This window comes from Enterobacter cloacae complex sp. CDL013 (genome assembly GCF_049238805.1).
Classification (GTDB): domain Bacteria; phylum Pseudomonadota; class Gammaproteobacteria; order Enterobacterales; family Enterobacteriaceae; genus Enterobacter; species Enterobacter hormaechei_C.
Window position 1 is genome coordinate 47,839 of sequence record NZ_JBMKGT010000004.1, and the last position, 20,500, is coordinate 68,338.

Annotated in this window: 17 protein-coding genes; 11 read left to right on the forward strand and 6 right to left on the reverse strand. The window is 56.2% G+C overall.

All coding sequences use genetic code 11. The features are described 5' to 3' along the window. Nucleotides 1–434: 434 nt before the first annotated feature. The 6 genes from fhuB to hrpB form a co-directional block, all read right to left on the reverse strand. Entirely contained in the window at nucleotides 435–2,417 is a 1,983-nt protein-coding gene (gene fhuB, locus ACOTXD_RS08605) for a Fe(3+)-hydroxamate ABC transporter permease FhuB (RefSeq protein ID WP_048209806.1), read from the reverse strand. Beyond that, nucleotides 2,414–3,304, reverse strand: coding sequence for a Fe(3+)-hydroxamate ABC transporter substrate-binding protein FhuD (fhuD, locus tag ACOTXD_RS08610; protein WP_058656376.1), 891 nt, complete (start codon nucleotides 3,302–3,304; stop codon nucleotides 2,414–2,416). The genes fhuB and fhuD overlap by 4 nt, the downstream gene beginning before the upstream one ends. After that, the gene (gene fhuC, locus ACOTXD_RS08615) at nucleotides 3,304–4,101 is read right to left on the reverse strand and encodes a Fe3+-hydroxamate ABC transporter ATP-binding protein FhuC (protein ID WP_003856242.1); all 798 of its coding nucleotides are present in this window, start codon (nucleotides 4,099–4,101) and stop codon (nucleotides 3,304–3,306) included. The genes fhuD and fhuC overlap by 1 nt, the downstream gene beginning before the upstream one ends. 50 nt (nucleotides 4,102–4,151) lie before the next feature. After that, entirely contained in the window at nucleotides 4,152–6,362 is a 2,211-nt protein-coding gene (gene fhuA / locus ACOTXD_RS08620) for a ferrichrome porin FhuA (RefSeq protein ID WP_023299357.1), read from the reverse strand. A 237-nt stretch (nucleotides 6,363–6,599) separates the two neighbouring features. Further along, nucleotides 6,600–9,125 carry a bifunctional glycosyl transferase/transpeptidase gene (gene mrcB, locus ACOTXD_RS08625; protein WP_421766400.1) on the reverse strand — a complete coding sequence of 842 codons (2,526 nt, stop codon included), beginning with the start codon at nucleotides 9,123–9,125 and terminating at the stop codon, nucleotides 6,600–6,602. 144 nt (nucleotides 9,126–9,269) lie between these two features. Continuing rightward, on the reverse strand, nucleotides 9,270–11,699 hold the full coding sequence (hrpB, locus tag ACOTXD_RS08630; protein ID WP_063944549.1) for an ATP-dependent helicase HrpB: 2,430 nt from the start codon (nucleotides 11,697–11,699) through the stop codon (nucleotides 9,270–9,272). A 73-nt stretch (nucleotides 11,700–11,772) separates the two neighbouring features. On the opposite strand from hrpB, the gene thpR reads away from it, so the two are divergent. From thpR to ACOTXD_RS08685, 11 genes are all read left to right on the forward strand, one after another. Then, nucleotides 11,773–12,327, forward strand: coding sequence for an RNA 2',3'-cyclic phosphodiesterase (gene thpR / locus ACOTXD_RS08635; protein WP_003856249.1), 555 nt, complete (start codon nucleotides 11,773–11,775; stop codon nucleotides 12,325–12,327). Then, nucleotides 12,317–13,021 carry a DNA/RNA nuclease SfsA gene (gene sfsA, locus ACOTXD_RS08640; protein WP_003856251.1) on the forward strand — a complete coding sequence of 235 codons (705 nt, stop codon included), beginning with the start codon at nucleotides 12,317–12,319 and terminating at the stop codon, nucleotides 13,019–13,021. Before thpR ends, sfsA begins: the two co-directional genes overlap by 11 nt. 176 nt (nucleotides 13,022–13,197) lie before the next feature. Further along, nucleotides 13,198–13,653 (forward strand): RNA polymerase-binding protein DksA, encoded by a 456-nt coding sequence (dksA, locus tag ACOTXD_RS08645; RefSeq protein ID WP_001155232.1) that lies wholly within the window; start codon nucleotides 13,198–13,200, stop codon nucleotides 13,651–13,653. A gap of 59 nt (nucleotides 13,654–13,712) precedes the next feature. After that, a complete protein-coding gene (gluQRS, locus tag ACOTXD_RS08650; RefSeq protein ID WP_023315425.1) occupies nucleotides 13,713–14,603 on the forward strand; it encodes a tRNA glutamyl-Q(34) synthetase GluQRS in 891 nt (296 codons plus the stop codon). Between the two features lie 42 nt (nucleotides 14,604–14,645). Beyond that, nucleotides 14,646–16,043, forward strand: coding sequence for a polynucleotide adenylyltransferase PcnB (pcnB, locus tag ACOTXD_RS08655; RefSeq protein WP_071785222.1), 1,398 nt, complete (start codon nucleotides 14,646–14,648; stop codon nucleotides 16,041–16,043). Then, nucleotides 16,040–16,519 (forward strand): 2-amino-4-hydroxy-6-hydroxymethyldihydropteridine diphosphokinase, encoded by a 480-nt coding sequence (gene folK, locus ACOTXD_RS08660; protein ID WP_023315424.1) that lies wholly within the window; start codon nucleotides 16,040–16,042, stop codon nucleotides 16,517–16,519. The genes pcnB and folK overlap by 4 nt, the downstream gene beginning before the upstream one ends. 123 nt (nucleotides 16,520–16,642) lie before the next feature. Beyond that, nucleotides 16,643–17,434: a 3-methyl-2-oxobutanoate hydroxymethyltransferase gene (gene panB, locus ACOTXD_RS08665; RefSeq protein ID WP_003856280.1), complete on the forward strand. Its 792-nt coding sequence runs from the start codon at nucleotides 16,643–16,645 to the stop codon at nucleotides 17,432–17,434. Nucleotides 17,435–17,445: 11 nt separating this feature from the next. Continuing rightward, complete coding sequence (gene panC / locus ACOTXD_RS08670; protein WP_003856282.1) at nucleotides 17,446–18,297, forward strand: pantoate--beta-alanine ligase; 852 nt, start codon at nucleotides 17,446–17,448, stop codon at nucleotides 18,295–18,297. Nucleotides 18,298–18,328: 31 nt separating this feature from the next. Beyond that, nucleotides 18,329–18,709 (forward strand): aspartate 1-decarboxylase, encoded by a 381-nt coding sequence (panD, locus tag ACOTXD_RS08675; protein WP_003856284.1) that lies wholly within the window; start codon nucleotides 18,329–18,331, stop codon nucleotides 18,707–18,709. A gap of 325 nt (nucleotides 18,710–19,034) precedes the next feature. Then, nucleotides 19,035–19,646: a fimbrial protein gene (locus ACOTXD_RS08680; RefSeq protein ID WP_061856034.1), complete on the forward strand. Its 612-nt coding sequence runs from the start codon at nucleotides 19,035–19,037 to the stop codon at nucleotides 19,644–19,646. An 85-nt stretch (nucleotides 19,647–19,731) separates the two neighbouring features. Continuing rightward, nucleotides 19,732–20,475: a fimbrial chaperone gene (locus ACOTXD_RS08685; RefSeq protein WP_032608525.1), complete on the forward strand. Its 744-nt coding sequence runs from the start codon at nucleotides 19,732–19,734 to the stop codon at nucleotides 20,473–20,475. Nucleotides 20,476–20,500: the final 25 nt, after the last annotated feature.

The window sequence follows — 20,500 nt, forward strand, 5'->3', positions numbered from 1 at the left end:
AGGGGAGAGGGTTCCCCAGTAATTTGAAAGCAAAAGCGATAACGTTGCCTCAGAATAACTGAGGGCTTTCAGCGATGCCTCGGTCCGGCTGTAAATCGCTGAGGCGTTTCCTGTAGGACGGGGTGAGGCGCAGGGATGCGCCGAGAGGGCGGGCTTTACAGGGATGTTACCTCCGCCCGTCCCCGATAAGCCGGAAGGAATAAGCCGAAGGTACCGCGAAGCGGCGATTTTCCGCCGGAAGCCCGGGTCGCCAGGGTGGTGGCGACTGAGCCACCCTGGCACGTTCACCGGCCATGTCGTGACAGAGTAGCAAGGAACATAACGTGAACGGAATGACCACCAGAGCCGTATGTTCCCCCTCACCCCAGCCCTCTCCCTCAAGGGAGAGGGAGCAAACACTAAAACGGCAATCTAAGGATTGCCGTTTACTTTTATTACCGACTCTGCTTTCTCAACAGATATATAAAGTACGGCGCGCCGATAAAGGTCGACAGCAGGCCCGCCGGGATCTGATACGGGAACAGCACCATCCTTCCGCACCAGTCAGCAAAGACCAGGATCGCCCCGCCCGTCAGCGCAGAGATCACGATATGTGGCAAAGTCCTGCGGAAGCCCATCATACGGGCGATATGCGGCGCCATTAATCCGACAAAACTGAGCGGGCCGATAGTCATGGTGGCCGTCGCCGTCAGGCACGCGGCCAGCAGCAACAGGGCGATGCGCGTTGGCGTCAGCGCCACCCCGACCGCGCGAGCGGTATCCCCACCCAACGGCAGAATAGTCATCCAGCGACGGCACAGCGGCACAATCGCCAGCAGCACGATCATTACAATCCCGGTATACACCACCTGACTGCCGGTGGCGTTGTATGTTGAACCGGAAATCCAGGTCAGGATCTGCGCCATGCGCGGATCGCCGCTCGCCTGCAACATCATCAGCAGCATAGTAAATGCGGTGCTGAGCGCCATCCCGGCCAGCAGCATGCGGTGAGGCGAGAAACCGCCGCGCCCGGAGGCGATCAGGATAATCATCAGCGTCGCCGCCGCACCGATACTCCCGGCAGGCATCAGCCAGCCGAAGGCATTCCCCGGCACGAGAAACAGCATCAACACCACGCCAAACGCGGCGCCGGAACTGATGCCCAGGACTTCCGGGCTTGCCATCGGGTTACCGGTCAGACGCTGGATAATACAGCCCGCCACCGCCAGCATGACGCCCGCAATCAGCGCGGAGAAGATCCGCGGCCAGCGCCACTGCATGAGTTCATGCAGCAAATCCCCCGTCGCCCAGTGCCAGCCCGTGGCGTCGCGTCCCAGCGAGAGTGCGGCAAACGAGGCGATAACCAGCACTGCCAGTCCGGCAAGGCTGAACCACACCACCGACTGACGCTCAGCATGTACTTTATCGCCGGCATCCATTGCCGGGGCGCTAATGCTGCGCAGGCGCGGCAAGAGCCACAGCAGCAGCGGCGCGCCGATCAGGGCCGTCACCGAGCCCGTGGAAACTTCCATCCAGACGCGCGCCAGCCAGAGAATGAGCTGATCGGAAAGCCAGAGGATCAGCGCACCAATCAGCGGCGCCAGCATCAGGCGCGCCAGCAGACGGCGTGCGCCGAGCATTTTTGCCAGCAGCGGCGCAAACAGGCCGATAAAGCCGATGATGCCGACGGCGTTAACCAGTAACGCGCTGAGCACAATCGCCAGGGTCAGGGCCGCCAGACGCGCCAGCGACAGCGCCAGCCCGAGATTGCGCGCCACGCCGTCGTCCAGGCCCATCAGCGTGAGCGGACGCAGCAGCAGCAGTGTCAGCACCACGCCGCCAAACAGCTGCGGCCACAGGCGCTGAACGATACTCCAGTCGGTCTGGGTGAGCGTGCCGGTACTCCACATAAACATGCTTTGCAACTGGTCGTGGTGAAACAGCACCAGCAGCTGGTTGATCGCCCCACAGTAGAGGCTGACGACCAGCCCCGCGAGGATCAGCGTGACCGGCGAGAGACGTTTTCCCCAGGCCACGCCAAAGACCAGCGCACCGACCACGCATGCGCCTGCCAGCGCGGCAAACTGCGAGGTTAACGCTCCCGGCAGGGTCCAGAGAGTGGTGATGGTGATCCCCAACTGAGCCCCCGTCGCCACGCCCAGCGTGGTCGGCTCCGCCAGCGGGTTACGTAGCACCTGCTGAAACAGTACGCCCACCAGTCCCAGTCCCGCCCCGACCAGCAGGGAGATAGCCAGACGCGGCAGCAGGCTGTAGTGGAACAGCATTTGCTGAATATTATCGATATCCGGTGCGGCAAACGCGGCTGCCCACTGATCGCGCGGCAACGCTGTGGTCAGGTTAAAGCCGGTTAACGCCAGGGCAGCCAGAAAAATGAGCGCTAACAGTAACATTGGGAAACGGGCCATACGCGTGCTCATGCCTTGCCTCCCAGTGCATTGTCCAGCACGCGGGCAAAATGCATGGCCGACAGCGTCGCGCCGTAGAACCATACCGCTGGCGCGCGCAGGAAGCGCTGCTCGCGGACGAACGGCATTGCCTGCCAGAGCGGGGTCGCCATCAGGGTTTGCATTTCGCGCTCGTTCCCGTGATCGAAGCACAGCACGTCCACATCACGAAACGCCGCCAGACGGTCAATCCCCACGGCGGTACTGCCCCAGAACGTCATCTCGCCTTCCCAGGCATTGCGAATGCCAAAGCTGTCGAGCACTTCCTGGAACAGACAGTTATTTCCAAAGACCAGCATATGGCGGGCATCCAGCAGGGTCACCATCAGCAAAGGCCGATCGCCACGGCGGGCAAAGCGCGGCTTAAGGGAATCAATCAGCGCATCAAATTCATCGAGGTGTTTTTTCGCCTGAGCCTCACGGTTGAGGAACTGCGCCATCTCGTGGATGGAATTTTTTGCCATGGTCAGCGGCTTTTTACCGTCGCTAAAGGAAAAGCCCCGTCCGGGCGCAATCTTCGCCATGGTCTCTTCCGACGGACCATACCCCGCAGACCAGAATAAATAAGACGGTTTCATCTGGGTGAGAAGCTCAAGGTTCGGCTCCGTACGCAGACCGATGTCGATGACGGAGTCCGGCAGTTTTGGCTCATTCACCCACAGGGTGTAGTTGGGAATATCGGCCACACCGTAAGGCGTCACGCCCAGCGCCATCATCAGTTCAACGGGCAACCACTCCAGCGCCACGATGCGGTGCGGATCGATAGCGGCAGCGCGGGCCGGGCCCATCTTTAACAGCAGCGGTGAGAGCGCCATGGCCGTCAGCAGGCGACGGCGGCTAATGAATGTTGAATCCAGCATCAGTAGACAAAGCTCACGGGTGCAGCCCCGGCCGGGTGAGGCAGGATGCCCATAGGAATACCGTAGATATGTTCCAGCGTTTCGCTACGCATCAGTTCGGCAGGCGTACCCTGAGCGATCATTTCACCGCCGCGCAGCGCTACCAGATAGTCGCAATAGCGTGCCGCCATGTTGATATCATGCAGAACGGCAATCACCGTCAGGCCGCGCTGCTGGCTTAAACGGTGCACCAGCGCCAGCACGTCCACCTGGTGGGCAATATCCAGCGCGGAGGTAGGTTCGTCGAGCAGCAGGCAGCGGCTGTCCTGCGCCACCAGCATTGCGATCCATGCGCGCTGACGCTCGCCACCGGACAGGCTATCCACCAGACGGTGCGCCAGCGGTTTTAATCCCACCAGCGCGATCGCCTCTTCCACTTTCTCTCTGTCAGCAACGCCAAAACGCCCGAGCGCACCGTGCCACGGATAACGTCCAATCGCCACCAGTTCGCGCACCGTCATCCCCTCCGCCTGCGGCAACTGCTGCGGCAGATAGGCCACCTTGCGGGCAAAGGCCTTACTGCTCCAGCTCGCCAGCGGCTGGTCATCCAGCAAAATGTCGCCCTCGGACGGTGGCTGATGACGGCCCAGCATCTTCAGCAGCGTCGATTTACCGGAACCATTGTGCCCGATTAAACCGGTCACTTTACCTGCGGGAAACGTCAAAGAGAGCGGATGCAGCAAGGTGCGCCCGGGTACGCGAAAGGAGAGATTATTGAGCGTGAAGGTGGAGTCGGATTGCGTTTTGTTATCCTGCATGTCAGCCAACTTAAATAAAAAGGGCACGGCGAACCGTGCCCATAAAGAGGTTAGAAGCGGAAGGTCGCCGTGGCAACAACCTGGCGTCCTGCTCCCCAGTAGCATGCATACTCGCTGTAGCAGCTGGAGACGTATTCACGGTCAAAGATGTTGTTCACGTTGACGCCGACGGAAGAGCCCGGCAGACCGAAGCGCGCCAGATCGTATTTCACGGTCGCATCCGCCAGGGCATAACCCGCGACGTTAAAGGACTCATAGGCTTTAGGCGACGCTGAGGAGTAGTACGTCACCGTGTTACCGATGTAACGCGCGCCTGCACCGACGGTCAGGCCACTCAGCGCCGTCTCGTGGAAGGTGTAATCCGCCCACAGGGATGCCATGTTGCGCGGTACTTCTGCCGGACGACGACCTTCATACCAGGTATCGTGGGTGTATTCCGCATCGGTGTAGCTGTAGGCCGCCGTCACGTTCACGTTAGCCGACACCGCCGCTTTCGCTTCCAGCTCAAAGCCACGGGAGCGAATTTCACCGCCCTGCACGCTAAAGCCGCTGGTCGGGTTCGCCGGATCGGCGGTCAGGTTATTGTTCTTGGTCAGCTGGTATACCGCTGCCGTCACCACAACAGGCAGATCTTTTGGAACATACTTCACGCCCGCTTCATACTGCTTGCCGCGTGCCGGATCGAACGGTTTACCACCCTGAGTAGTGCCAGAGAGCGGTTCGAAAGATTCACTGTAGCTGAAGTATGGTGTAATCCCGTTATCGAACAGGTAGTTAATCCCCCCGCGCCAGGTAAATGCCTGATCGTTAATTTCCGCGGTGGTTCCGTTATTACGGTTGAAGGCAGACGTTTTCGCAAAGTCATAGCGGCCACCCAAGGTGAGTACCCACTTATCCCATTCCGCCTGATCCTGCGCATAGAGCCCGGTCTGCTCCTGGCGATTGAGCATGGCATACGGGAAGTTCACATTAACGTTCGCATTGCCGTGCTGCGGATTGTTCATACTGATCGGATCGGCGGTACCGTAGTCAGCATCAATGTCATTGCGCATACGAAGGTAATCCACACCTGTCAGCAGGGTATGGTCAACGGCGCCGGTCGCGAATTTCGACTGGAGCTGTGTATCAACCGTGAACGAGTTGAGGTCTTCATCTGAGCGCACGTACGCGCGGCTGATCTGGGCCGGGGCGATATAGCCGTTACCGTAAACTGAACGGTAAAGCGTGTTGATTTTGGTATAACGCAGGTTCTGACGCACGGTGAAGGTGTCGTTGAATTCATGCGCGAAGCTGTAACCCACCATTTTCTGACGACGGGAGATTTTATTGTCTTCATCGCCTTCGTTGAAGTCGGTCGGCAGTTTGTGCGCTTTTCCGTTAGCATCATAGTAAGGCACAACGGTACCTTCACGCGGCAGCCAGCCGTAGTAACCCGCATCCGGATCGCTCTGGAAGTTACTCAGGAAAGTGAAATCGGTTTTATCATCAGGACGCCAGCTGAAAGACGGCGCAATCGCGTAACGAGTAGACTTCACCATTTCCTGCTGCGCATTTTCACTGCGCCCCAGACCGGTCAGACGGTAGGACCACACGCCGTCATCGTCAATCGCGTCGCTGAAATCAAACCCGGTCTGCCAGAGGTTATCCGTCCCCATTTTGAACTGAATTTCTTTCAACGGTTCCGTGGTTGGACGCTTGCTGACCATACTCACTACGCCGCCCGGATGGCTTTTGCCATACAGTACAGACGTCGGGCCACGCAGCAGCTCTACGCGCTCAAGGAAGTACGGGTCCATGGACGCTTCAGAGTAGTTGTCTCCCTGCAACTTCATACCATCCAGATACTGGTTGGTATTCACGGTGCTGGAGGTCGTGAAACCACGAATCGAAACCACATCGTAAGTTGTTGATGCGCCGCGCGTTGCGAAAACACTTGGGGTATAGGCCAGCGCCTGTTTAACCGTTCCCGGCTGTTTCATGTCCATCTCTTCACGTGTAACCACGGAAATAGACTGCGGGGTTTTCTCGATCGGTGTATCGGTTTTCGTCGCCGTTGCAGTGCGCTTTGCTGCAATCGTCGGTGCAGGACCCCAGGCACTTTCCTGTGCAGCCGGTGCGGCAGTCACGGTGATGGTTTCTTCTTTCTTGGGGGTTTCAGCGGCCTGTGCGTAAGCAGACATGCCGGCAACCGCTGTGGCTACAACGGCTGCGATTTTACGCAGCGACGTGTTAATTGGCTGAGCAGTATTGGAAAGCGCCATGATGGATCTCTGATGAAAAAGGTGAATGATAACGTAAACGAGAATTATTATTATGACCGCAGAATAATATGCGAAACGCTGACGGCATAGCAAGCGATATGCGGCCCTACAAGAATTAAGGGTTTAAGAAATAATCAACGGAAAATGGGTCGTTAATAAGGGTTGAAAATGGGGTTAAGGAAATGAGTTGCCGAGGTGAAAAAATACCCCCTTCCCGGGAAGGGGGTATCAGTAGGGTTAGTTCCCGCCGAACATATCCTTGATCCAGCCGGCGACGCCGTCGCTGTCTTTCTTCTCTTCCTGCTGCTGCGGCTGTTGCTGCTGCGGCTGCTGAGGTTGAGAAGACTGATCGAACGGGTTACCTGTCGGTTCTTCTGGCTGGCTTTGCTGGCACAGCGCATCCGGGTTGGTCGTCCAGACCGGCAGCGTACGCACGCCACCGCCGCAAATGAAGTTACCCGAGCTGTCCACGCCCATATCGACGATATCTTCAGGAGCAACGAGGTTCAGCGGCACCGGAGACTGATTCGCGAGGTAGCGCTGGAAAATCGACATCGCACCGCTCGCGCCATACAGTTTGGTCGGCTGGTTGTTATCGCGCCCCACCCAGGTGATGACCACTTCACGACCATCAATACCGGCGAACCAGGTATCGACATTGTTGTTGGTGGTCCCGGTTTTACCCGCCAGATGCAGACCAGGATACTTCGCCCCCAGCTGACGACCGGTACCGCGCTGAACCACCTGCTGCATGGTCCACAGCGTCATATAGGCCGCCTGTGCCGGAACAGCGCGCTCCGCCTGCGGGAAGCTCTGATACAGCACGGAGCCATCTTCGGCAATCACCGAACGCAGAGCGGAGAGCGGCGCTCGGTTACCGCCGCTGGCGATGGTCTGGAACGCCTGCGCCACTTCGATTGGCGTCAGGTTAAGCGCCCCCAGGATCATCGCTGGCACAGGGTGCAGCTGATCTTTCGGTACGCCCAGCTTCTGCCAGGTGTCGGTGATGGCTGGCAGGCCCAGCGCCATCCCGAGGTTAACCGTTGGCACGTTCATCGAGCGGGTTAACGCATCCACCAGCATCACCTGACCGCTGAACTGTCTGTCATCGTTCTGCGGTGACCATACCTGGCCGTTAGGCTGGCGCAGGGAGATTGGCGCATCGGCAATCCAGGTGTTCAGTCGATAGAGGTTCGGCTGGCTCAGCGCGGTCAGGTAGGTTGCCGGTTTTGCCAGAGAACCAATCGAACGACGCGCCTGCATTGCGCGGTTATAGCCCGCATACTGCGGCTCAGCACCGCCCACCATGGCACGAACTTCGCCGGTGTTACGGTCAACCACTACCATCGCGGTTTCCAGATCGCTCAGCTTACGCTGCTTTTTCAGCGCCGGAATACCTTCTACCGCCGCTTTTTCTGCCGCATCCTGCGCCACGGAATCAAAGGTGGTAAAGATCTTCACGCCTGAGAGATCTTTCACTTTATCTCCGAGCTTAGACTGCAACTCCTGACGCACCATCTGCATAAAGGCAGGCTGCGGAGAGATCACCCCACCGCGCGGCTGAACGCCCAGCGGACGTGCGCTCAGCATGTCGTACAGCTCCTGGTCAATCACCTGCTGTTGTTGCAGCAGACGCAGCACCAGGTTACGACGCTCCAGCGCCAGTTTCGGGTTACGCCACGGGTTGTAGATCGACGCGCCTTTCACCATGCCCACCAGCAGCGCCTGCTGGTCAAGGCTCAGCTCTTCTACCGGACGGCCAAAGTAGTACAGGCTCGCCAGCGGGAAGCCGCGGATCTCGTTATCGCCGCTCTGACCGAGGTACACCTCGTTCATGTACAGCTCAAGAATACGATCCTTGCTGTAGCGCGCATCCATCAGCACGGCCATGTACGCTTCGTTGGCTTTACGCCAGTAAGAGCGCTCGCTGGAGAGGAACAGGTTTTTCACCAGCTGCTGGGTCAGGGTACTCGCCCCCTGCACCGTACGCCCGGCGGTCAGGTTCGCCAGTACCGCACGACCAATGGAGTAAAGGCTGATACCGTCGTGCTCGTAGAAGTGGCGATCTTCGGTTGCCAGCAGGGTATCCACCAGCAAATCCGGGAAGCCGTTACGCGCCACGAACAGCCGCTGTTCGCCGTTTGCGGACGACAGCATGGTGATGAGACGCGGATCGAGACGGAAGAAACCGAACTGGCGATCGTTATCCATGTTCTCAATGGTTTCAAGACGATCGCCGTCAAAGGTCAGACGCGCGCGAACCTGCCCTTCTTTACTGTCCGGGAAGTCGAACGGACGGCGGATCATCTCAATACTTTTCGCCTGGACGGTAAATTCGCCTGGACGGGTCATTTTCGTGACCTGACGATACTGCGTGGCTTGCAGCAGCTTCACCATCTCGTTCTTGCTGATGGACATGTCCGGCTCAAGGTTCACCATGCGGCCGTACACTGCCGCAGGCAATTGCCAGACTTTCCCGTCAATACGGCTGCGGATCTTCTGATCCAGATAAACGCCGTAAATCGCGATCAGGACAACAAAAACAATGAACAGCTTCAGCAGCAGCCAGAACCAGCCGCGCTTACCACGAGGCTTACGCCCTTTGCCTTTCCCTTTACGCGGCATCGGTTCTTCATCCTCATAATCGTCTTCATAGTCATCGTCATACTCCTCATCTCTGAGGCGACGACGGCTTACCTTTTCTTTCGCCGGACGCGTCGGCTTTCCCTTACGTCCTATTGGCTCGCGGTCATTCCCCGCCATGCTTTTTCTCCGCAACATTCAGGCGCAAAGGCCAGATTTTCTTATCTTGCACAGGTCAGTGAAAGAAGAAATCTCTCAAAGTTTGTTTCTCCCTCTCCCTGTGGGAGAGGGCCGGGGTGAGGGCATCAGCCCGCACTTTCCCCATTACGAATATTTTTTCGTGCGCCGTGTCGGCGCGGTATTCGCCGGATCGTCCGGCCAGACGTGTTTGGGATATCGCCCTTTCATCTCTTTCTGCACTTCACGATAGCTCCCCGCCCAAAACGCCCCCAAGTCGCGGGTGATCTGCAAGGGACGATGCGCAGGCGAAAGCAGCTCAAGCACTAACGGCACACGGCCTTCAGCAATGGACGGCGTGGTGGCCTCACCAAACATCTCCTGCATCCGAACCGCCAGCGCCGGCGGATTATCCTCATGATAACGAATGGCAATCCGGCTCCCGGTTGGCACAGTGTAATGCCCAGGCAGTTCACTATCCAGACGTTGACGTAACGACCAGTCCAGTAAATTCTGTAACGCTGCCTTAACATCAAGCGCCTTCAGGGCGCGCAGGGAGTGTACGCCGCTCATCTGCGGCAACAGCCACTGTTCAAGCGTCGCGAGCAGCGTCTCATCATCCACCGCTGGCCACCCCTGTTCCGGCAGCCACTTCGCGGCGCAGTGCAGACGTATACGATATTGTTCAGCCTCCGGCGTCCAGTTCAGTACGCTCAGCCCTTTTTCCCGAATGCCATTCAGCATCGCCTGGTGTAACTCTTCCTCCGACGGCTTCGCCAGCGGTTTCGTCCCGAGCGTCAGTTTGCCAATCTGGCTACGACGGAACGCCTTCAGCGTGCCCTGGGTATCATCCCATTCCACGATGTCAGATTGCTGAAGCAGCTGCGGGCAGGCACGCGTCAGGAGGTCAATATCCACGGCAACCGCCTGTAAAATACGCGCGTCCGGGGAGTGGCTGCCCTGGAGTAAGAGCGGCGCGATCAGCCATTCATGACGCGTCTGGGCGTCATCGCTGTCCAGCATCGCGCCCATCCCATTTGCCAGCTGATAGCGACCATCCAGCCCGCGACGGCGCGCGATTCTGTCCGGGAAGGCCTGGGCCAGCAGAGGGATAACTTTATCGCTGTCAGGCGAACCGCCCCGGCAATTCAGGCGTTTACACAGCTGCTGCGCCCGCTGTTGCCAGTTTCCCTGATGGCGTGAAAAGGCCTGTCCCAGATCGCTGCCGCCACCGCGCGGCGGCTCCTCAAGAATAGCCGCCAGTTTTGCCGCCGTGGCAATTTCATCGTCGCCCTGTGCTGCTACCAGCATTGCCGCCAGACGTGGATCGTTGCCCAGCGCCGCCATTTTCTGGCCGCGCGCCGTCAGTCGCTCGCCTTCCAGCGCGCCAAGCTGGGTCAGCAGACTGCACGCGGCGGAAAGGTTGACGACAGGCGGAGGATTAAGCCAGGTGAGCTGGTCAGGGTCCGGACAGCCCCACTGCATCAGATCCATCACCAGTCCGGAGAGATCGCTTTGTAAAATCTCAGGCGTGCTCTGGAAAGCCGCACGCTCCGCCTGCTCGGCGCTGGTTAAATGCAGGCAAATACCCGGCTCAAGACGCCCTGCTCGCCCTGCGCGCTGCACCATTGAGGCCTGGCTGATGCGCTGCGTCAGCAGCCTGGTCAGCCCGGTACGCGGATCAAAACTGGCCACCCTCTCCAGCGTACTGTCCACCACCAGGCGAATGCCTTCGATGGTCAAACTGGTTTCCGCGATATTCGTTGCCAGCACCACTTTGCGCTGCCCCGCCGGTGCGGGAAGGATCGCCTTGCGCTGGTCAGCCAACGGCAGCGCGCCGTAGAGCGGGCACAGCATAACGTCACTGTTCACCCGGGATGCCAGCTGCTCCTGTACGCGCTGGATTTCGCCTACGCCGGGTAAAAACAGCAGCAGCGAGCCGGGCTCCTGGCGGAGCAATTCGGCGGTGGCGATGGCAACCGCTTCGTCAAAACGCTGATGGGCAGGCAGCGGCTGATAGCGGCGCTCGACCGGGAACGCACGCCCTTCAGAGGAGATCATCGGCGCGTCAGGGAGCGTCTGCCGGAGCCGCTCGTTATCCAGCGTCGCCGACATAATCAGCAGCCGAAGGTCGTCGCGCAGCCCCTGCTGAACGTCGAGCAGCAGCGCAAGGGCCAGATCGGCCTGGAGGCTGCGCTCGTGAAATTCATCAAGGATCACCAGCCCGACGCCGGTCAGCTCCGGATCGTTTTGCAACATACGGGTAAGAATACCTTCGGTGACCACTTCCAGCCGCGTGGATGGTCCAACGCAGGTTTCGGCGCGCATCCGGTACCCTACCGTCTCACCCGGTTTTTCATTCAGCAGTTCCGCCAGGCGCTGCGCCACATTGCGCGCCGCCAGCCTGCGCGGCTCCAGCAGGATAATTTTCCCGCTGATGTTCCCATCGCGCAGAATTTGCAGGGGCAGCCAGGTGGATTTACCCGCTCCGGTGGGCGCGCTGAGCAAAACCTGTGGCGCATGTTCTAAGGCTGCGAGAAGCTCAGGAAGGACGACGGCGACGGGCAAAGAGGACACTTACGGCTCCAGAGGGTTAACATTAATCGGCGTACATTGTAGCATCGGCGCATATCATTACCGAGTCTTGCGCATGTCTGAGTCTAAACGGCTATTCTTCGCCATTGAATTACCCACCACGCTTCAACGGCAGATTGTTCGCTGGCGCGCCAGCCACTTCCCCGCGGAAGCGGGCCGCCCCGTCGTCGCCGCCAATATGCACCTGACGTTAGCCTTTCTTGGTGAAGTAAGCGCTGAAAAGCAGCGCGCGTTAAGCGCAATGGCCGGACGCATTTCGCAGCCGGGGTTTACGCTGCATCTTGACGATGCCGGGCAATGGCTGCGCTCTCGGGTGGTCTGGCTGGGGACGCGGCAGCCCCCTCGCGGACTGCTACAGCTCGCCAACATGCTGCGGGCGCAGGCCGCGCGCAGCGGCTGTTATCAGAGCCCGCAGCCGTTTCATCCCCACATTACCCTGCTGCGCGATGCGGGTCAGGCCGTTGCCATCCCGCCACCGGGCTTTCACTGGTCCTTTCAGGTGAATGAATTTGCGCTGTACGAATCTGCCTTTGTACAAGGACGCACCCGCTATACTCCGCTCCAGCGCTGGACGCTGGGCGACACGTTAAGGAATCCTGATGAAGTTTAGTCCTGCACTCCAGCCCGCCACGCTGATCCAGCGTTACAAACGCTTTCTCGCTGATGTGATCACCCCTGCGGGCGAAACGCTCACGCTGCACTGCCCTAACACCGGCGCCATGACCGGTTGCGCCACGCCGGGTGACACGGTCTGGTATTCCACATCAGAAAATACTAAACGCAAATATCCCCATACCTGGGAAATGACCGAGACGCAAAGCGGGGCATTTATTTGCGTTAATACCCTGCGCGCAAATCAGCTGGTTAAGGAAGCTCTGACAAATGGAATGCTTCCTGAACTGGTGGGTTACGGCACGCAAAAAAGCGAAGTGAAATATGGCGATGAAGGCAGCAGAATTGATTTTATGTTACAGGCGGAAGACCGCCCTGAGTGCTATATTGAAGTGAAATCAGTGACGTTAGCGGAACAGGAAAACGGCTTCTTTCCGGATGCGGTAACGCTACGTGGCCAGAAGCATCTGCGAGAGCTAATGAGTGTAGCGGCGGCGGGCAAGCGCGCCGTGTTGCTGTTTGCGGTTCTGCATTCAGCCATTGAACGGTTTTCCCCGGCCCGTCATATTGATCCTAAATACGCGCAATTGTTGAATGAGGCACAAAAGCAGGGGGTAGAGATTTTCGCTTATAAAGCGGAACTTTCTGCCGATAATATGACTCTGAGATCCTCTCTTCCCATTGTCTTATAAGGGATTAGACGATTGACTAATAAGTGTTCTGGCCGCGTGCGCAAATACGCTTTTCCTCACAGGGTTGTCAAGTGTTACGTTTAGATAATTGCCATACGGAAAAGCATCTGCTATTTATAGCGACCTGATTTTTCCCCCAACACGGGGATCGATAGTGCGTGTTAAGGAGAAGCAACATGCAAGAAGGGCAAAACCGTAAAACATCGTCCCTGAGTATTCTCGCCATCGCTGGGGTGGAGCCGTATCAAGAGAAGCCGGGCGAAGAGTATATGAACGAAGCCCAGCTGTCGCACTTCAAGCGTATTCTTGAAGCATGGCGTAATCAACTCAGGGATGAAGTCGATCGCACCGTTACACATATGCAGGACGAAGCTGCTAACTTCCCGGACCCGGTCGACCGTGCCGCTCAGGAAGAAGAGTTCAGCCTCGAACTGCGTAACCGTGACCGCGAGCGCAAACTGATCAAAAAGATCGAAAAAACGCTGAAGAAGGTCGAGGACGAAGATTTTGGCTACTGCGAATCCTGCGGTGTTGAAATCGGTATTCGTCGCCTGGAAGCGCGTCCAACAGCCGATCTGTGCATCGACTGTAAAACGCTGGCAGAAATCCGCGAAAAACAGATGGCTGGCTAACGCCTGCCCTCTCACTACTCTGCTAAGGCGGGAGTCTCTCCCGCCTTGTTACCGTTGATATGTCTGAATCTCACTATATCGGGCGCTTTGCGCCATCTCCCTCCGGTGAATTACACTTCGGCTCATTAATTGCCGCGCTTGGCAGCTACCTACAGGCTCGCGCCCGTCAGGGTCAATGGCTGGTCCGCATTGAAGATATCGATCCTCCGCGTGAAGTTCCCGGTGCAGCAGAAACTATTCTGCGTCAGCTGGAACATTACGGTCTTCACTGGGACGGCGACGTACTCTGGCAGTCTCAACGCCATGATGCCTACCGTGAACGTCTGGCGTGGCTTGCTGAACAGGGCCTTTCCTATAACTGCACCTGCACGCGGGCGCGAATTCAAAGCGTGGGTGGCGTTTACGATGGCCACTGTCGTACGCGGCACAACGGTCCTGAGAATGCTGCCGTACGGCTGATACAGCGTTCTCCGGTGACGCAGTTTACCGACGTTCTCTCAGGAACCATTCAGGCGGATGAACGCCTGGCGCGTGAAGATTTTATTATTCACCGTCGTGATGGTTTGTTTGCCTATAACCTGGCGGTGGTTGTCGATGACCATTTCCAGGGCGTCACGGAAATCGTGCGCGGGGCGGATCTGGTTGAGCCTACCGTGCGGCAAATATCGCTTTACCAGCAGTTTGGCTGGACGGTGCCGGATTACATCCATCTGCCGCTGGCGGTCAATGAACAGGGAAATAAGCTGTCGAAACAGAATCATGCCCCGGCGCTGCCTGACTGCGATCCGCGCCCGGTTTTGATCGACGCGCTGCGATTTCTCAACCAGAATGTAACGCAGGAATGGCAGGATCTGAGTCTGGATGAATTGCTGAAAACGGCCATTGCTGACTGGGCGCTTATCGCCGTGCCAAAAATCCAGCATTCTCAAATGCGTTGCGCTGAGCTATGATTAGCCGCTTTTTTGATAACAAAACACACTACGAGGTGTACTATTTTTACCCGAGTCGCTAATTTTTGCCGTAAAGTGCTGAGCCGCGAAGAGAGCATGGCGAACGACGCTATTGCACAGCCACACATGTCGGTCATTCCGCGTGAGCAGCACAATATTTCCCGCAAAGATATCAGTGAAAATGCCCTCAAGGTGCTCTATCGTCTGAATAAAGCAGGCTACGAGGCCTATCTCGTCGGCGGCGGGGTGCGCGATTTACTGCTGGGCAAAAAACCAAAAGATTTCGACGTGACGACCAGCGCCACGCCTGAGCAGGTGCGTAAATTATTCCGCAACTGCCGTCTGGTTGGCCGCCGTTTCCGTCTGGCGCACGTGATGTTTGGACCAGAAATCATTGAAGTGGCGACCTTCCGCGGTCACCACGAAGCGGGCGTCAACGATCGCACGACTTCCCAGCGCGGCCAAAATGGCATGCTGCTGCGCGACAACATCTTCGGCTCTATTGAAGAAGATGCTCAGCGTCGCGATTTCACCATCAACAGCCTTTACTACAGCGTGGCGGATTTTACCGTGCGCGATTACGTCGGCGGTATGCAGGATCTGAAAGACGGCCTGATTCGCCTGATCGGCACGCCGGAAACGCGCTATCGCGAAGATCCGGTCCGAATGCTGCGCGCCGTGCGTTTCGCCGCCAAGCTGAACATGCGTATCAGTCCGGAAACCGCAGAGCCGATCCCGCGCCTGGCGACGCTGATTAACGACGTCCCCCCTGCCCGTCTGTTTGAGGAGTCGTTAAAGCTGCTCCAGGCAGGCTACGGGTTTGAAACCTACAATTTGCTGCGTGAATACAACCTGTTCCAGCCGCTGTTCCCGACCATTACCCGCTACTTCACCGAAAACGGTGACAGCGCAATGGAGCGGATGATTGCACAGGTGCTGAAGAACACGGATACCCGTATTCATAACGATATGCGCGTGAATCCGGCGTTCCTGTTCGCGGCCATGTTCTGGTATCCGCTGCTGGAAACGGCGCAGCGCATCACTCAGGAGAGTGGTCTCGCCTATTATGATGCGTTCGCGCTGGCGGCAAACGACGTGCTGGACGAAGGCTGTCGCACGCTGGCGATCCCGAAACGTATTACCACGCTGGTGCGTGATATCTGGCAGCTTCAGCTGCGTATGTCCCGCCGTCAGGGTAAACGCGCCTGGAAGCTGATGGAGCATCCTAAGTTCCGCGCCGCGTTCGATTTGCTCTCTCTGCGTGCTGAAGTCGAAAGAAACCAGGAGCTACAGCGTCTGGCGCAGTGGTGGGGAGAATTTCAGGTCTCTGCACCACCAGAGCAGAAAGATATGCTTACGGATCTGGATGACGAGCCGGCACCGCGCCGTCGTCACCGTCGCCCGCGCAAACGCGCACCGCGTCGTGAAGGCACGGCATGACCCTTGCGTATATCGCCATCGGCAGCAATCTGGCCTCTCCGCTGGAGCAGGTTAACGCTGCCGTGCAGGCGCTGGGGGAGATCCCGCAAAGCCGCATCGTCGCGCTGTCCTCATTTTACCGTACGCCGCCGCTCGGCCCGCAGGATCAGCCTGATTATCTGAACGCCGCCGTGGTGCTGGAAACGACCCTTGACGCAGAAACGCTGCTGGATAATACCCAGCGTATTGAGCTACAGCAGGGTCGCGTCCGCAAAGCCGAACGCTGGGGACCGCGCACCCTCGATCTCGATATTATGCTTTTCGGCCACGAGGTGATTAACACCGAACGCCTCACCGTTCCGCATTACGACATGAAAAACCGCGGGTTTATGCTCTGGCCGCTGTTTGAAGTCGCGCCCGATCTCACCTTCCCTGACGGCGCCTCGCTGCAAGCCGTTCTGCAAAATCTCAACGCGGATAAACCGGCCCGCTGGTAATCCCGCCTCTGAATCGATTAACCATTCCTTATTTGCGGTTAATCGATTGCCTAAAATCATTGTTCCCTCGAATGTTACTGTTAGAATGCGCAAAGATTCGCTATTGGGCCATCAGGAAACAGTATGAAACCAACCACCATCTCCTTATTGCAGAAATGCAAACAGGAAAAAAAACGCTTCGCCACTATCACCGCGTATGATTACAGCTTCGCAAAACTGTTTGCCGAAGAAGGGATCAACGTCATGCTGGTCGGGGACTCGTTAGGGATGACGGTACAAGGACATGATTCCACGCTGCCGGTCACGGTCGAGGATATTGCTTACCATACCCGCGCCGTGCGCCGGGGTGCGCCCGCCTGCCTGCTGCTTTCCGATCTGCCGTTTATGGCGTATGCCACCCCGGAACAGGCCTTTGAAAATGCGGCGACAGTGATGCGTGCTGGCGCCAATATGGTCAAAATCGAAGGCGGCGCCTGGCTGGTCGATACGGTAAAAATGCTTACCGAACGCGCCGTGCCGGTTTGTGGTCATTTGGGGCTAACGCCGCAGTCTGTCAACATCTTTGGCGGATATAAGGTGCAGGGCCGAGGCGATGCGGCGCAGACGCTGTTTGATGATGCCGTGGCGCTGGAAGCCGCGGGCGCACAGCTGCTGGTGCTGGAGTGTGTGCCGGTTGAGCTGGCTAAGCGTATCACTGAGGCGCTGTCGATTCCGGTGATCGGCATCGGCGCGGGCAACGTCACCGATGGCCAGATTCTGGTCATGCACGACGCCTTCGGGATCACCGGCGGCCACATTCCAAAATTTGCTAAAAATTTCCTGACAGAAGCAGGCGACATGCGTGCTGCTGTGCGGCAGTATATTGCCGAGGTTGAGTCCGGCGTTTATCCGGGCGAAGAACACAGTTTCCATTAAGGAGTCCAGGTGTGCTAATCATAGAAACTCTGCCGCTGCTGCGCCAGCATATCCGCCGTGCACGTCAGGAAGGTAAACGTATCGCCCTTGTTCCAACCATGGGCAACCTGCACGACGGCCATATGAAGCTGGTCGATGAAGCGAGAGCCCGTGCAGATATTGTGGTAGTCAGTATCTTCGTTAACCCGATGCAGTTCGATCGCGAAGACGATCTGGCGCGCTACCCACGTACCTTGCAGGAAGATTGCGAGAAGCTCAAAAAACGTCATGCGGATATCGTCTTCGCTCCGGCCCCCGCAGATGTATATCCCCAGGGCACCACTGAATCGACCTACGTCGATGTGCCGGGTATTTCGACCATGCTGGAGGGCGCCAGCCGCCCGGGCCATTTCCGTGGCGTTTCTACCATCGTCAGCAAGCTGTTTAACCTGGTGCAGCCGGACATCGCCTGTTTTGGCGAGAAAGATTTCCAGCAGCTGGCGCTGATCCGCAAAATGGTTGCCGATATGGGCTACGACATTGAGATAGTCGGCGTACCGATTGTGCGTGCGAAAGATGGCCTGGCGCTCAGCTCCCGTAACGGCTATCTGACCGCCGAACAGCGTAAAATTGCGCCGGGTTTAAGCAAAGTCATGAATACCATGGCAGAGCAACTGCTGGCAAAAGAGTTAACCGCAGAAGAAATTATCGCTCTGGCTGAACAGGCGCTGAACGAGAAAGGTCTTCGTGCTGACGACGTTCAAATTCGGGATGCCGATACGCTTCTGGCGCTTACAGAGACCAGCAAACGTGCGGTAATTCTGGTGGCGGCATGGCTCGGCCAGGCCCGCCTTATCGATAACAAAGTGGTTGAACTGGCGTAGTTTTACTACCCGGAAGTGAAAGGTAAACGTAATGATTCGCAAAATGCTACAAGGTAAGCTTCACCGTGTGAAAGTCACCCAGGCCGACCTGCACTATGAAGGCTCCTGCGCGATTGACCAGGATTTTCTCGACGCGGCGGGTATTCTCGAAAACGAAGCTATTGATATCTGGAACGTTAATAACGGCAAACGCTTTTCAACGTACGCGATTGCCGCTGAACGCGGATCTAAAATCATCTCCGTTAATGGGGCAGCAGCGCACTGCGCGGACGTAGGCGATATCGTCATTATTGCCAGCTTTGTGATGATGTCTGACGAAGAAGCACGTCGCTGGCAGCCTAAAGTGGCCTACTTTGAAGGCGATAATGAGATGAAACGTACCGCGAAGGCGATTCCGGTGCAGGTTGCCTAAGCCAATAGTACTGTTATAAATTACCCGGCAAAATAGGTTGGGTAATTTATACATAATTAAAATGAATAGCGTTCTTTTAATATATTTTTATTAATATATTAAAGTCACCCTGCCGAACACCTGATCATCAAAATGATGAACAATTATTATCACTCACTATTAAATAATCTCATTGGCTTAAAGATCGTTTAAGTATTTCTAACATCTAACGGCTTCTCACAACCATTACTCATCACTTAGAATCCTTTTCCCGAAGCATCTGTTCGGAACGAACATAAGCCTTGCTTATGTGCACTTTTCTAGCATTTAAATATGGATATAAAAAATGTCTTTTAATAAATTAGGTCTGGCAACTGTAGTAGCAATGGTTCTGAGTGCGGGTTCTGCAATGGCAGCTGATATTCCTTCAGATACAGGCACTATTACTTTCCACGGTATGGTTTCTAATAACACCTGTAAAGTATCCCTGGATCAGAAGATTGACCAGGATGGTAATGATTTTGACGTTAACCTGGATACCGTGTTTGTAAAAGACTTCGCTAATGCGCTGGGTACCACCAGCACCCTGGGAGAAAAGAAATTCTCCCTCACCCTGGCAGGTTGTGATTCTGCTACCGTCAAACAGGCATCCGCTCAGTTTGATTCCTGGGCGGGTTCTTCTTCAACTTCCGGCGGTCTGCTGGTTCCACCATCAAACACTCAAGGCGCCGCTAAAAACGTCAATCTGGTACTGTCAAACGATGGCAACTCCGCTACCGATCAGATCAAACTGGATCAGACCAACAATACCCAGAAAGCAACGATTGATACCACAGGCGCAGGCGCACTTTACTACCGTGTAGCGTATACCCAAGGTCAGAACTGGGATGCGGCCAACAACCCAGTGTCAGCTGGTGTGGTTCAGGCACAAGCTGCATTCACCATGATCTACGAGTAATTTTAAAAGCATAGATAAAATGCTCATATTATCCCCTGACGTACGTCAGGGGACTATTGATATCATTCCAACAGGAAGTGGAAAAATGTTAAGCACATCATTTTATAAAGGATTTAAAGCTGCCTGCTTTACAGTTGCTGCTGTCGCGTCATTCCAGGCAAGCGCAGATATCGTTATTTCGGGAACACGTATTGTTTATCAGCAGTCGCAAAAAGATGTCATCGTTTCTTTAGACAACCGTGGCAAAAAGCCACTATTAGTTCAATCATGGATCGATGACGGTCGCGATGACACCAATCCACAGGAATTAAAACTTCCTTTTATTATTACTCCACCAGTATCCCGAATTGATCCCCAAAAAGGTCAATCCGTTCGGATCTCGTACCTGGGTGGTTCATTGCCGCAAGATCGCGAATCCCTATTCTGGTTCAATGTGCTCGAGATTCCACCGAAGTCAAAAGTGAAAGACGGTGAAAATCCTAACCAGCTCCAGCTGGCATTCCGCACACGTATTAAACTCTTTTTCCGACCTGACGGCCTGAAAGGTACGCCAGGAAATGCAGCAGCCAGGGTAACGTGGTCGCAACAAAAACAAGGTAATACGCTAAACCTGATTGCACACAATGATTCCCCTTACAACGTTTCTATTTCAAATGTAAAGCTGAAATCAGCAAATAAAGAGTACCAGGTTGAGCATAAATCTATTTTACCGTTTAGTACTCAAATAATGCAGGTAAAAGGTTTAGGTAGTACTGCCACCGGCACTGTTGCTTACGAAACCATTAATGACAATGGCGGCTCTGATACTTTTGAAAGCAAAGTAAACTAATAACCGCATCACTGCCACATTATAA

Excerpts from the sequence above, each read along its gene's own strand:
- fhuB (WP_048209806.1), bottom strand. The coding sequence starts at position 2,417 with ATGAGCACGCGTATGGCCCGTTTCCCAATGTTACTGTTAGCGCTCATT.
- fhuD (WP_058656376.1), bottom strand. The coding sequence starts at position 3,304 with ATGCTGGATTCAACATTCATTAGCCGCCGTCGCCTGCTGACGGCCATG.
- fhuC (WP_003856242.1), bottom strand. The coding sequence starts at position 4,101 with ATGCAGGATAACAAAACGCAATCCGACTCCACCTTCACGCTCAATAAT.
- fhuA (WP_023299357.1), bottom strand. The coding sequence starts at position 6,362 with ATGGCGCTTTCCAATACTGCTCAGCCAATTAACACGTCGCTGCGTAAA.
- mrcB (WP_421766400.1), bottom strand. The coding sequence starts at position 9,125 with ATGGCGGGGAATGACCGCGAGCCAATAGGACGTAAGGGAAAGCCGACG.
- thpR (WP_003856249.1), top strand. The coding sequence starts at position 11,773 with ATGTCTGAGTCTAAACGGCTATTCTTCGCCATTGAATTACCCACCACG.
- sfsA (WP_003856251.1), top strand. The coding sequence starts at position 12,317 with ATGAAGTTTAGTCCTGCACTCCAGCCCGCCACGCTGATCCAGCGTTAC.
- dksA (WP_001155232.1), top strand. The coding sequence starts at position 13,198 with ATGCAAGAAGGGCAAAACCGTAAAACATCGTCCCTGAGTATTCTCGCC.
- gluQRS (WP_023315425.1), top strand. The coding sequence starts at position 13,713 with ATGTCTGAATCTCACTATATCGGGCGCTTTGCGCCATCTCCCTCCGGT.
- folK (WP_023315424.1), top strand. The coding sequence starts at position 16,040 with ATGACCCTTGCGTATATCGCCATCGGCAGCAATCTGGCCTCTCCGCTG.
- panB (WP_003856280.1), top strand. The coding sequence starts at position 16,643 with ATGAAACCAACCACCATCTCCTTATTGCAGAAATGCAAACAGGAAAAA.
- panD (WP_003856284.1), top strand. The coding sequence starts at position 18,329 with ATGATTCGCAAAATGCTACAAGGTAAGCTTCACCGTGTGAAAGTCACC.
- ACOTXD_RS08680 (WP_061856034.1), top strand. The coding sequence starts at position 19,035 with ATGTCTTTTAATAAATTAGGTCTGGCAACTGTAGTAGCAATGGTTCTG.
- ACOTXD_RS08685 (WP_032608525.1), top strand. The coding sequence starts at position 19,732 with ATGTTAAGCACATCATTTTATAAAGGATTTAAAGCTGCCTGCTTTACA.